Origin of the sequence: Brevundimonas intermedia (assembly GCF_004614235.1) — a bacterium.
GTDB lineage: Bacteria > Pseudomonadota > Alphaproteobacteria > Caulobacterales > Caulobacteraceae > Brevundimonas > Brevundimonas intermedia_A.
Window position 1 is genome coordinate 807,946 of sequence record NZ_SPVH01000006.1, and the last position, 12,303, is coordinate 820,248.

The window sequence follows — 12,303 nt, forward strand, 5'->3', positions numbered from 1 at the left end:
CATCCCTACAGACTGGAGTATCGACGATGAAACTTTCCAATGGCGCGCTGGTGGCGGTGGTCGATGGCGAAAAGCTGGCCCTGTTCAAGAACACGAACGCCTCGGAGATCAAGCTGACGCCGCTGGAAAATCCCCCGATCGCGGATCGCGTCTCCGGCTCGGCCGGCCGGCGTTCGAATGAGGCTAATCCCGACAACGATACCCAGGCCGAAGACGGCTTCGCCATGGGCGTCGCAGAGGTGCTGAACAAATGGTCGGTCACCAACAAGATCGACGAACTGCTGGTGATCGCCGCGCCCAAGACCTTGGGCGAGCTGCGCAAGCACTGGCACAAGGACCTTCAGGCCAAGCTGGTCGGCGAAATCGCCAAGGATCTGACGGGCCATTCCAGCGACCAGATCGCCGCGGCGATCGACAAGGCGTGAGCTAGATCGGTCGGTCGCTGCATCGCAGATGTGCAATCGACCTGTCGCCGACGTTTGAAAGGGCCGCATATCGCCGCAGTGCGATATGCGGCCCTTCTGTTTTGGCGGGTGCGTCCAGGGCGATGAAATCGCGGAATAATCTCAGCACTCACGACGTGCTGGCGATCATTCAGCGCGTTAATCCTTGTGGTCAAAATGCGACAGCATTGCCACAAAGTTGCAGCATTTCGTTGATCTGCGATTGACGCCTGCTGCATTGCAGCAAAATCCTTGCAGCCATCGCGACTCCTCTCGCGATGATTGGGGATAATCATGCATAAAAAAGCGGTTTTCCGCTCGATCCTGCTTGGAGGATCGATTCTGGGCGCCATATCGACGCCTGCCTTCGCTCAATCCACGCCGGACCAGCCGTCCGAAGTCGATGAGATCGTCGTCACGGGCTCGCGCCTGTCTGCGACCGCCGCGACACAGGCGGCTCAGCCGGTTCAGGTGGTGACGGCGCAATCGATCGAGGCCCAGGGCGTGACGCAGGTCGCCGACCTGCTCGACCGCATTCCGGCGCTGCAATCCTCGACCAGCTCGGCTCAGGCGAACGGCGGCGCCGCGACCCTCAACCTGCGCGGCATGGGAGCGGAGCGCACCCTGACTCTGGTCAATGGGCGCCGCTATGTCGCCGGCGTGCCCGGATCGGCCGCCGTGGACGTCAGCAGCATTCCGGCTGGCCTGATCGAACGGGTCGAAGTCCTGACCGGCGGCGCCTCCGCCGTCTATGGTTCAGACGCGGTCACCGGCGTGGTCAACTTCATCCTCAAGGACGACTACGAGGGCACCGAGATGACGGTGCAGGGCGGCCTGTCCGGCGAAGGCGATGCAGAGGAGTTCTATATCTCGCTGCTGCACGGCCGGAACTTTGACAATGGGCGCGGCAACTTCACGATCGGCGTTCAAGGCAACGAACGCTCCGAGCTCTACTACGGGGATCGCAGCTATTCGAAAAACAACGGGACCTACGACGACTACACCAACCCCGCGCTCTTCTTCCAGGTCGGCGATCCCCTGCCTCCCGGCCGCACCCTGGCCCAGACGCGAGGCCGAACGATCCTCGTCGGCGGCGCACCGCGCTTCGCTGGAACCGATGCGTCGCTGATCACGCGCGCCCAGACGGCGACCCCGCGCGCCTTTATCGCCGATCCCCGCTTCTCGATCTCCAGCACCAGCGGCCTGATCGGCATCGATCTGGACGGCGACGGCTATGCAGATCCGGCCGGCTTCTTCTCCAATCCGCAGGTCAACGCCGACTGCAACACCAACCGCAACGGCCAGCTCGGATATGGCTGCTACACCGTCGATCCGGTCACCGGGCAGCTGCGGCCCTTCCAGGACGGCCTCTATGCCGGCTCCTCCAACCAGTCGGGCGGCGACGGCGCAGCGCAAGTGTTCGACAACCAGAGCCTGCTGCCCAAGGAGTCGAGCTATTCGGTCAGCTTCACGGCCAACTACAACCTCTCGACCTTCTTCAACCCGTTCGTCGAGATCAATGCGTCGTGGAACAAGGGCACGACGTTCAGCCCCTACAACACCTATGACGACTCGATTCCGATCTCGCTGGACAACCCCTTCATTCCTGCGGCGCTGAGGGCCCTGGTCAACGCCGAGATCGCGGCCGACCCCAGCGTCGCCGGCACGGCGCAGATCGCGCTTTCGCGAGACCATATCGACATCTTCGATCCCAAGGCCGTCAGCGACCGCCGCACCTATCGCGCCGTGGTCGGCACGCGGGGCGAGCTTGATCTGGGCTGGAACTACGAGCTGTCGTTCAACTATGGCCGCACCGAGCGGGACACGACCTTCGCTGTGCGACTGGAGGACCGCTTCTTCGCCGCCCTCGACGCCGTCACCGATCCGGTCACAGGCCAGGCGGTCTGCCGCTCGACCCTCGATCCCACGGCGGCGCCGCCCATTTCGGGTCTCTATCCCGGGTTCGGCGGGCCGGTGCCGAACCCGTTCCAGACCTTCACGCCGGGCGCGGGTTCGGATTGCCGCCCGCTGAACCTGTTCGGCCTGGGCAATGTCAGCCCGGAAGCCTCGGCCTTCGTCGGACCGCTGGCGACCGACACCTCCCTGATCCAGCAAACGGTCGTCTCGGGCTTCCTGGCCGGCGATCTGTCGCGCTGGTTCAGCCTGCCGGGCGGCCCGATCAGCTTCGCCCTCGGCGGCGAGTATCGCAAGGAACAGAGCGACTTCAATCCGAACGATTATGACGAGCAGGGCGTGACCTTCCGCTACGCCACCACGGCCGCCGTTTCCGGCGAGTTCGAGGTGTCGGAAGGCTTTGTCGAGATCAGTTTCCCGCTGCTGGCGGACCTGCCGTTCGCTCAGACCCTGACGCTGAACACCGCCGCCCGGTTCGGCGACTATACCAACATCGGCAATACGGAGACCTTCAAGGCGGACCTGGTCTGGGCGCCGGTGACCGACGTCCGGTTCCGCGGGGGCGTGGCCAAGGCCGTGCGTGCGCCGAACATCGCCGAACTGTTCACGCCCTTGCAGACCGCCGGCTTCCGTCCGATCGATCCCTGCTCGGCCGAGAACATCACGCAGGGGACAAGCTCGCGCGAGGCCAACTGCCGGGCGGATCTGGCCCGTTACGGCGTGACGGTCGGCTCCACCTACGACTTCGAAGACCCGCTGACGGCCCAGTTCTTCGGCGCGGCCGGCGGCAACCCCGATCTGCAGGCGGAAACCTCGGATTCCTGGACGGCGGGCGTGGTGCTGCAACCGCGCTTCGTCCCGAACTTCACGCTGACGGCCGACTACTGGAACATCAAGATCGAGAACGCCATCGCCTCGGTCTCGGCCCAGGACATCGTCAACAGCTGCTATGACGCGCCCAGCATCGCCAACCAGTATTGCGCCCTGCTCAGCCGCGACGATCGTCCCGGTTCTCTGACCCAGGGCGGACTGGACTATCTGCAGCAGAGCCAGGTGAACTTCGCCGGACTGGAGGCGTCGGGCGTCGATTTCAACGCCGTCTACCGTCTGGATCTGGGCACGTTCGGCAAGTCGGAGTGGGGCTCGCTGGCCCTGGGCGTCGGCGGCACCTGGCTGGAAGACCGCAACGACTTCCCGTTCGTGGCGGACGCGACCCTGGCCAATCCGGTCAAGGAGCAGCTGAACTCGCCCGAGTGGGTGGTCAACACCTCCGTCCGCTGGAGCGTGGGCGACTTCACCGCCGGCCTGTTCTCGAACTATCAGAGCAAGCAGACCCGTTCGGGCGTCGAGATCGAGAATACGGTGTCCTTCGACGCGCCGTGGAACGATCCCATCTGGACCCACGACGCCTCGCTGTCCTGGGACATCGACGGCAAGAGCGACCTGATCCTGGGCGTCAACAACCTGACGGACGAGGAGCCATTCCTCAGCACGGTGGCGACCCCGGTTTCGGCGCGCGGCCGCTATGTCTTCGTGCGGTTCAGCAAGAAGCTCTGATCACCGTCAGGAAAAGAGGGGCGGCGGCCGGAAACGGTCGCCGCCCTTTTGCTTGTCAGGCGCCGTCCAGAAACAGCCGGCAGGCGGGGTTGGCGGTCTCGTCCACATAAGGGTAGCCCAGGTCGGCGAGGGCGGCGGTCAGTTGGGCCTGCTCCTGCGGGGGCACGCTGATGCCGGCCAGCACCCGGCCCACGTCGTCGCCGTGGTTGCGATAGTGGAACAGGGTCAGGGCCCAGGCGGGCTGGAGGCTGTTCAGGAAACGCAGGAAGGCGCCGGGCCGTTCGGGGAACTGGAAGCGCAGGATCCGTTCGTGGGGCAGGCCGACGGTGCGGCCGCCGACCATGTAGCGGACGTGCAGCTTGGCCGTCTCGTTGTCGCTCATGTCCTCGACCGCGTAGCCGCCGGCGCGCAGGGTGGCGATCAGGTCGTCGCGCTCGTGCGGCCCGTTCCTCAGGGCGACGCCGACGAAGATCTGGGCGTCGCCGTCGCCGGACCAGCGGTAGTTGAACTCAGTCACCGAGCGGCCGTCCAGGCTGTCGAGGAAGCGGCGGTAGTCGTCGCGGTCGTCCTTCATGGCCACGGCCAGCAGGGCCTCGGCCCCTTCGCCGATCTCGGCCCGTTCGGCGACGTGTCGCAGCCGGTCGAAGTTCAGATTGGCGCCCGAGTTGATCGCGATCAGCGTGCCCGCGCCGGGATGGGCTGCGGCCCAGGCCTTGAGCCCCGCCAGCGCCACGGCGCCCGAAGGTTCGGCGATGGCGCGGCTGTCGTCGAAGATATCCTTGATGGCGGCGCAGATGGCGTCGGTGTCCACCAGGACGATCTCGTCCAGCAGGTCCTTGCACAGACGGAAGGTGTGATCCCCGGCACGGCGCACAGCCACCCCGTCGGCGAACAGGCCGACCTCGTTCAGGGTCACGACCTCGCCGGCGTCGATGGACGCCTTCATCGTGGGGGCGTCGATGGGCTCGACGCCGATGACGCGGGTGTCGGGCCGCAGGAATTTGACGATGGCGGCGACCCCGGCCGCCAGCCCCCCGCCGCCGATGGGCACGAAGATCGCCTCGATCGGATCGGCGTGCTGGCGCGCGATCTCCAGCCCCACCGTGCCCTGGCCGGCGATGACGTCGGGATCGTCGAACGGGTGGATGAAGGCGGCGCCCGTCTGGCTCTCCAGATAACGGGCGTGGGCGTAGGCCTCGTCGAAGCTTTCGCCGTGCAAGACCACCTCGCCGCCCAGGGCGCGCACGGCGGCGACCTTGATGCCGGGGGTGGTGGTCGGCATGACGATAGTGGCGGGCGTATTGCGGCGGGCGGCGGCCAGGGCTACCCCTTGGGCGTGGTTGCCGGCCGAGGCGCAGATGACGCCCTTGGACAGTTCGTCCTCCGACAGGGCGGCGATCTTGTTGTAGGCGCCGCGAATCTTGAACGAAAAGACCGGCTGCAGGTCCTCGCGCTTCAGCAGCACGGGCCGGGCCAGCCGCGCCGACAGGCGGCGCAGCGGGTCGAGAGGCGTTTCCTCCGCCACGTCATAGACGCGGGCGGTGAGGATGCGGCGGATAGTGTCCTGCACGTTTGTATCGTCTTTTCGGCCTGGCAAAGATCGAATGTGTCGATAGGAGCGCAAGCAGGCTAGGTCGAGCACAAATGATGCTGATCGTCGTTGCGGGCATACCAGATCAATCCGCCGGCGCCATTTCCGCCTTGTCGGATGTAACCCTAAGGTTACATGTAACCCTTAGGTGTCATGGCGGACGGAGGCTCTTGGATGGGGCGGGCGACGGCTGAAGAAATGAAATCGCGAGCACGAGCGCGATTGAGCCGCCAGAGGCTGGAATGGGGGCTGCTGGCCTGTCTCGTATTGGCGGCGGTCATCCTGATGGTTGTAGCGGCGCGCGCGCCGGAGGCGGCGCGCGCGCCGGAGGCGGCGCTGCTGTCGATGACGGCCGTCTTCTTCGCCTTGGTGGTGCTGGGGCTGGTTGTCGTCATGGCGTTCGACCTCTGGGGAAAGCGCCAGGCCGATCTGGAAGTCTTGGCGGGTGGACCGGATAAGGATCAGGTCCAGAGCAGCGAGGCCTTCGGCCTCGTTTTCCTGGCGGCGCTGGGGTTGCTCTACATGGCGTTCGGCGTCGAGGCGGGGTGGCGGATCGCGTCGCAAACGGGAGACATTGACGATTGGTGGAGCGCGATATTTTCGCTGGCGATGCCTGGGGTCGTGATGAGCACCGTCCTGAGTGACAAGTTTCGAACGCGGCAGGCGGGCGCCCTGCCCAAGCCGGCGGACGAACTTGTGATCCACTTCAGGCGACACGCCTTGGTCTGGTCGTTCCGCGCGACACTGGTCGCGTTGGCGGCCCTCTATGTCGCCGGTCTTTACGACGGCCGTCTGGCGGTGGCGGGCGCACCCATTGTGTTCGAGGCAGCGGCCCTGACCGCCGCTCTTCGGTACTGGTGGCTGGATCGTGCAGCTTCGCATGGCTGAGCCCAGGCTGGTCGTGCGGCTGAAGGAGGTACGCACGGCAGCCGGCCTGACGCAGCAGGAGCTGGCGGATCGCGCCCGAGTGTCGCGCAAGACCGTGAACACGATCGAGAACCGGATATTCACCCCATCGGTCGTGGTGGCCCTGACCCTGGCCAAGGCGTTGGGCGTGCCGCTGGACGTCCTGTTCGAGTTGACCGACTAACAATCCCTCTTGCACCGCGTCCGCATCGGCCTACATTGCTTCTGCTTATGCTAACTTTGAGCATAAGGGTCTAGGGAGACGGTCATGGCGGACGGCGCCTTTGGTCTGACGAAGGAACTGGAGCGGGAGACCGCCGGGGTGTGGGCGAAGGTCAAGGACCACGTCACGCCGCTGGAGTGGCCGGCCCAGGCGCGGTTGATCAGCGAGATCAACCGGCTGAAGCGCGAGCGCGACGCCGTGATCCTGGCCCACAACTATATGACGCCCGAGATCTTCCACGGGGTCGGCGACTATGTCGGCGACAGCCTGGGCCTGGCCAAGGAGGCCGCACGGTCGGACGCCAAGGTCATCGTCCAGGCGGGCGTGCACTTCATGGCCGAGACGTCCAAGATCCTGAGCCCTGAGAAGACCGTGCTGATCCCCGATCTGCGGGCGGGATGTTCGCTGGCGTCTTCGATCACGGGGGCGGACGTGCGGCTGATCAAGCAGCGCTATCCGGGCCTGCCGGTCGTCACCTATGTGAACACCACGGCCGATGTGAAGGCCGAGACCGACATCTGCTGCACCAGCGCCAACGCCGTTCAGGTGGTGGAATGGGCGGCGAAGGAATGGGGCGTGGACCGGGTCATCCTGATCCCCGACGAATATCTGGCGCGCAATGTCGCGGCCCAGACGACGGTCGGGATCATCGCCTGGAAGGGCCGCTGCGAGGTGCATGAGCGGTTCACGGTGGACGACATCGCCGAGATGCGCGCCGCCTATCCAGGTGCCGAGATCCTGGCCCACCCCGAATGTCCGGAAGACGTGCTGGCGGCGGCGGACTTCGCCGGATCGACGGCGGCGATGACCGACTATGTCGAGACGCGGCGGCCCAAACAGGTGGTCCTGATCACCGAATGTTCTATGGCCTCGAACGTGGCCGGGGACGTGCCGGGCGTGCAGTTCATCGGCCCGTGCAACCTGTGCCCGCACATGAAGCGGATCACGCTGGAAAACATCCGCGACTGCCTGTTGCACATGCAGTTCGAGGTCACGGTGCCCGCCGACATGATCGAACGCGGACGCCTGGCGGTGCAGCGGATGATCGACCTGCCGCCGCCACTGGTTCCCGCGCGCTACGACCTGGTCAAGGCGCGTCATCACGTCGATGTGGAGCTGATCTGAGCGACGCGGCGATCGGTCCCGGCGACGGGACGGTCGTCCGCGCCCATCTGGACGCCATGAGCAACTCCGACACCCCAAACCCCACGCCCCTCAGCCCCTCTGGCCGCGCGCCCGGTCCTTGGGATGCTCGGCCCGAGGACGCCGCCGTTCGTGAGGCGCAGGTCGAGCGCGCCGCCCTTGAGGCCCCGGTCGAGAAGGACCAAAGCCTGGTTTGGGCCCTGCTGTCCACGGCCCTGATGGGCGGCTTCCTGTGGTGGGTCACGGGCAGCGCCATCGTGGCGGGCGCGGTGCTGATCGGCCTGTTTGTCCACGAGGCGGGGCATGCCCTGGCGATGAACAAGCTCGGCATGGGGCCGGCGCGCATCTACATCATTCCCTTCCTGGGCGGACTGGCCAAGGCGCGGCGCGAACCGAAAAGCGAATGGGACGGCGTGCTGGTGTCGCTGGCCGGGCCGGCCTTCGGCCTGCTGGCCATGATCCCCTTCGTCGGGGTCTGGATGGCGCTGGGGCAGGGGGAGTGGCTGATGGGCGCCTTCTTCATCGCCATGCTGAACCTGGTGAACCTGGTCCCTGCGCCGCCGCTGGACGGATCCAAGGCGCTGGGGCCGGTGTTGACGCGGGTGCATCCCCGTCTTGAGCAGATCGTGCTGCTGGTCATCGGCGTAGCCGTGGTCTGGTGGGGACTGTCCACGGGTCGGTTCATCCTGGCCGCCTTCCTGGCGCTGTCGGTGTTCAGCCATCTGAAGCGTGGCGTCTGGCGCGCGGCCTGGGGGACGCTGAGCTGGCCCGAGGCGGGCAGGAGCCTGGCGCTGTATCTGCTGACCCTGGCGGTGTGCGCGGCGGCCGCTGTCGGCGCTCTGATGCCGATGACCGGGGGCGATCCCGCCGGTGCAGTGCAACTGGGCCTGAACTATCTCGGAGTGCGCGGATGAACCGGACGCGGCATGACGGACCGCTGATCGTCGGCGCAGGCCTGGCGGGACTGTCGGCCGCGCTGGAGGCGGCGAAGGCGGGCGTGAAGGTGCTGGTCGTGACGCCGGAGCCGCTGTTGAACGCCTGTTCGTCCGCCTGGGCGCAGGGCGGTATGGCGGCGGCCCTGACGGCGCAGGATTCGGCCGAACGTCATGCGAAGGATACCGAGGCGGCCGGCGCGGGCCTGGTCGAGCCGAGCGCGGCGCGGGCCCTGACCGGCGCGGGGCGCGAGACGGTGGAATGGCTGGCGGCCCTGGGCGCGCCGTTCGACCGGGATGCAGACGGCGGTTTCGTCGTCAGCCTGGAGGCGGCCCATTCCGTCCCCCGCGTGGCGCGGGTCGGCGGCGACGGCGCGGGGCGGGCCATCCTGTCGGCCGTGGTCGCGGCGGTGCGAGCCGAGAAGCGGATCGAGGTCTGGGACGACGCGCGGCTGAAGGGCCTGCTGCGGGACGCCGACGGCCGTGTGGTCGGGGCGGTGGTCGTGCGCGGCGGGCGTCTGGTCGAGATCACGGCCACGGCCGTGGTGCTTGCCACCGGCGGGGCGGGCGGCCTGTTCGCGGCGACTACGACCCCGGCGGCGTTGAAGGGCGAGGGGATGGCGCTGGCGGCGCGGGCCGGGGCGGAAATTCTCGATCCCGAGTTCGTGCAGTTCCACCCCACCGCTATCGACGCGGGATTGGATCCCGCGCCCCTGGCGACCGAGGCGCTGCGGGGCGAGGGTGCGCGGCTGATCGATGGCGAGGGTCGGTTCTTGCTGGGTGACGAGAGCGACGCCGATCTGAAACCGCGCGATGTTGTGGCGCGTGCGGTCCATGCGGCGCGGGCCGAAGGACGGGGCGCCTTTCTGGATGCGCGCACGGCGATCGGCGAGGCCTTCCCGCACGAGTTTCCCGCCGTCTTCGCCGCCTGCATGCGCAGAGGTCTGGACCCGCGCGTCAGTCCCATTCCGGTGATGGCGGCCTGCCACTATCACATGGGCGGGATCGCCGCCGATGCGGACGGACGCACGACGGTTCCGGGGCTCTATGCGGTCGGAGAATGCGCGGCGACGGGGGTGCATGGCGCCAACCGGCTGGCGTCCAACTCTCTGCTCGAAGCGGCGGCCTTTGGGCGGCGCGCGGGTGTGGCGGCGGCCCTGGAGACGGGCGGCGGGCGTCCTGCGCCGGTCGAGATCGCGCCCGATCTGCCGAATGCGGCGATGGCTGAGCTACGCACCGCGATGACGGCTCATGCGGGCGTGGTGCGCGATGCGGAGGGGCTGTCGGCCCTGATCGCCCTGATCGACAGGCTGGAGGGCCAGCACGGGCCGGCGGCCGTTCTGCTGGCGGCGCGGCTGATCGCCCAGGCGGCGCTGGATCGGCGCGAGAGCCGGGGCGGCCACTATCGTTCAGACTATCCTCAGACGGCGGCGCGCGCCGACCACACGCGGGTGCGGATCACGCGCCGGGCGGCGCTGGAGGCGGCGGAATGAGACGGCTTCCTGATCTCCTGATCGAACCCGTCGTGCGCATGGCGCTGGCGGAGGACCTGGGGCGGGCGGGCGACATGACCGCCATGGCCTGCATTCCCGAGGGTGCGCGCATGAAGGCGGCGTTCGCGGCGCGCAAGCCGGGCGTGCTGGCCGGGATCGACTGTGTGCGGCCGGCGGTGCTGGCCATGGATCCGAAGGCGTTCGTGGACGTGCGCCTCCATGACAGCGACGCCTTCGAGGCGGGCGCGGTTCTGGCGGTGGTCGAGGCCGACGCCCGCGCCTTCCTATCGGCCGAGCGGACGGCGCTGAATCTGCTCGGGCGGCTCAGCGGCGTGGCGACCCTGACGCGAACCTATGTCGATGCGGTCGCGGGAACGTGGGCGCGGATCGCGGATACGCGCAAGACCACGCCGGGTCTGCGCGCGCTGGAGAAGCACGCCGTGGCCTGTGGCGGCGGGATGAACCATCGCTTCGGTCTGGATGACGCTATCCTGATCAAGGACAACCACGTCGCCGTCTGCGGCGGGGTCGCCGAGGCGGTACGGCGGGCCAAGGCCTTCGCCCCGCACCTGATGAAGGTCGAGGTCGAGGTGGACGGGCTGGATCAGCTGGACGCCGTTCTGGCCCTGATCGATGAGGGCATCGCGCCGGACGTGATCATGCTGGACAACTTCAGCCTCTCGGACCTGCGGGCCGCCGTGGCGCGCGTCGCCGGTCGGGTCGTGCTGGAAGCCTCTGGCGGGGTCGATTTGACGACTGTGCGCGGCATCGCCGAGACGGGCGTCGACGTTATCTCGGTCGGCGCCCTGACCCATTCGGCCCCGGTTCTCGACATCGGTCTGGACGCGCTCTAGCCGCCAGACCCTCCAGACCTGGGCCGATCAGGCCGGGCTGGAGGCCGTTTCGACGATGTCGGTCTTGGCGGGGGCTTCGGCCGGACGCGCGGGACGCGAAACCGGCTGGGCGTTGGCGGCGCGGGCGGTGGTCGGCGCCGGGGTCGTCGCGGCGGCCGGGCGCGGCGTCGTCGCCGGCTGGGCGGCCGGAGCCGGCAGGGACCGGCCTTCCTGCGCCAGCACCATCGTATAGGCCACGGCCTGTCCGGCCTGACGCGCGGTCTCGACCGGGTTGAGGCCGGCTTGGATCAGGCGCGGCTGTTCCGCAGGCGCCGAAGGCCGCGCGGCATAGGTGAAGGCGCCGCTGGAACCCGAACGTCCGCCGAAGCGATAGAACAGATGGCTGCCGACCTGGCTGACCTGAACCAGCGACGACCGCCAGCCCGGCGCGACGGCGGTGGTGTGGAAGTGGGTGGCGTTGCCGACGCGGGCGAAGACCGCGCCCGACATGGCGTCCGACGCGACCGCGCGCGCGCGGTTCCAGGCGGTCTGATTGACGCGACCGCGCATCACGCCCGAGCAGGTGAAGGAAAACTGGCAGCCGGTGCTGCGGGCCGCGCCCTGGAACACCACGCCGCAGACGGTCTTGGGGAAGGCGGGGTGGCGCACGCGGTTCAGGACGACCTGGGCCACGGCCTTCATGCCGTCGCCGCCTTCGCCGCGGGCTTCATAATAGACGGCCTGGGTCAGGCAATCGAGGTCGCGGCTGGCGTCCAGGGCGTTGGCCATCTGGAAGGGGCGGGCGGCGGTCGGGGCGGTCAGGCTGGCGCGGCGCAGATTGGCGTCGCCAGGCGCACGCAGTTGTTCGAGACGGGCGGCCAGCAGTTCGGCCTGTCGGTCGCGCTGGGCCGAGCCGGCGCTGGTATAGGGATCGTGGCGACGCGCGATGGTCAGGGCGCTGGCGTCCAGGCCGCCTGCGGCGGCGGCGAGCGCTTCTTCGGTGAAACCGGCGGCGGTCGCACCCTGAATCCGTTCGGCTTGGGCGCGCAGCGTCGTCGCGCGCGCCGTCGTGCCGCCCAGATAGGCGCAACCGATCGCCAGTCCCACCAGACCGCCAAAGGCTGCGGCTGCCGTCATGGGCTTGATCTTGGCCACACGATCGGCGCGCAGAATGGCGCGCGTCTGCGAGGAATGCGACAACGAGATAGTCCTGTTCAGCAGGGCGAGAAACGCGGCCCCCGGGGGTAGTCTTGCCGGCGAGGCGACTC

General features: G+C 67.9%; 10 protein-coding genes. 8 read left to right on the forward strand and 2 right to left on the reverse strand.

All coding sequences use genetic code 11. From position 1 onward, the window contains the following. Positions 1-26 precede the first annotated feature (26 nt). Together EGY25_RS10245 and EGY25_RS10250 are read left to right on the forward strand one after the other, a co-directional pair. Complete coding sequence (locus EGY25_RS10245; RefSeq protein ID WP_135194872.1) at positions 27-425, forward strand: host attachment family protein; 399 nt, start codon at positions 27-29, stop codon at positions 423-425. 312 nt (positions 426-737) lie between these two features. Next, positions 738-3,914: a TonB-dependent receptor domain-containing protein gene (locus EGY25_RS10250; protein WP_135194873.1), complete on the forward strand. Its 3,177-nt coding sequence runs from the start codon at positions 738-740 to the stop codon at positions 3,912-3,914. Positions 3,915-3,969: 55 nt separating this feature from the next. Here EGY25_RS10250 and ilvA read toward each other — a convergent pair whose 3' ends face one another. Next, positions 3,970-5,484, reverse strand: a complete 1,515-nt coding sequence (ilvA, locus tag EGY25_RS10255; protein ID WP_135194874.1) for a threonine ammonia-lyase, biosynthetic — start codon at positions 5,482-5,484, stop codon at positions 3,970-3,972. A 243-nt stretch (positions 5,485-5,727) separates the two neighbouring features. On the opposite strand from ilvA, the gene EGY25_RS10260 reads away from it, so the two are divergent. From EGY25_RS10260 to nadC, 6 genes are all read left to right on the forward strand, one after another. Beyond that, positions 5,728-6,393, forward strand: a complete 666-nt coding sequence (locus tag EGY25_RS10260) for a hypothetical protein (protein WP_135194875.1) — start codon at positions 5,728-5,730, stop codon at positions 6,391-6,393. Continuing rightward, positions 6,386-6,595: a helix-turn-helix transcriptional regulator gene (locus EGY25_RS10265; RefSeq protein WP_135194876.1), complete on the forward strand. Its 210-nt coding sequence runs from the start codon at positions 6,386-6,388 to the stop codon at positions 6,593-6,595. The genes EGY25_RS10260 and EGY25_RS10265 overlap by 8 nt, the downstream gene beginning before the upstream one ends. A gap of 84 nt (positions 6,596-6,679) precedes the next feature. Then, the gene (nadA, locus tag EGY25_RS10270) at positions 6,680-7,759 is read left to right on the forward strand and encodes a quinolinate synthase NadA (protein ID WP_135194877.1); all 1,080 of its coding nucleotides are present in this window, start codon (positions 6,680-6,682) and stop codon (positions 7,757-7,759) included. A 56-nt stretch (positions 7,760-7,815) separates the two neighbouring features. Next, on the forward strand, positions 7,816-8,691 hold the full coding sequence (locus EGY25_RS10275; protein ID WP_135194878.1) for a metalloprotease: 876 nt from the start codon (positions 7,816-7,818) through the stop codon (positions 8,689-8,691). Further along, complete coding sequence (locus EGY25_RS10280; protein WP_135194879.1) at positions 8,688-10,202, forward strand: L-aspartate oxidase; 1,515 nt, start codon at positions 8,688-8,690, stop codon at positions 10,200-10,202. The genes EGY25_RS10275 and EGY25_RS10280 overlap by 4 nt, the downstream gene beginning before the upstream one ends. Further along, a complete protein-coding gene (nadC, locus tag EGY25_RS10285) occupies positions 10,199-11,056 on the forward strand; it encodes a carboxylating nicotinate-nucleotide diphosphorylase (protein WP_135194880.1) in 858 nt (285 codons plus the stop codon). Before EGY25_RS10280 ends, nadC begins: the two co-directional genes overlap by 4 nt. 27 nt (positions 11,057-11,083) lie before the next feature. Here nadC and EGY25_RS10290 read toward each other — a convergent pair whose 3' ends face one another. Further along, entirely contained in the window at positions 11,084-12,235 is a 1,152-nt protein-coding gene (locus EGY25_RS10290) for a cell wall hydrolase (protein WP_245159430.1), read from the reverse strand. Positions 12,236-12,303 lie beyond the last annotated feature (68 nt).

Coding starts and splice junctions, on each gene's coding strand:
- nadA (WP_135194877.1), top strand. CDS start 6,680: ATGGCGGACGGCGCCTTTGGTCTGACGAAGGAACTGGAGCGGGAGACC.
- EGY25_RS10275 (WP_135194878.1), top strand. CDS start 7,816: ATGAGCAACTCCGACACCCCAAACCCCACGCCCCTCAGCCCCTCTGGC.
- EGY25_RS10245 (WP_135194872.1), top strand. CDS start 27: ATGAAACTTTCCAATGGCGCGCTGGTGGCGGTGGTCGATGGCGAAAAG.
- nadC (WP_135194880.1), top strand. CDS start 10,199: ATGAGACGGCTTCCTGATCTCCTGATCGAACCCGTCGTGCGCATGGCG.
- EGY25_RS10280 (WP_135194879.1), top strand. CDS start 8,688: ATGAACCGGACGCGGCATGACGGACCGCTGATCGTCGGCGCAGGCCTG.
- EGY25_RS10250 (WP_135194873.1), top strand. CDS start 738: ATGCATAAAAAAGCGGTTTTCCGCTCGATCCTGCTTGGAGGATCGATT.
- EGY25_RS10265 (WP_135194876.1), top strand. CDS start 6,386: ATGGCTGAGCCCAGGCTGGTCGTGCGGCTGAAGGAGGTACGCACGGCA.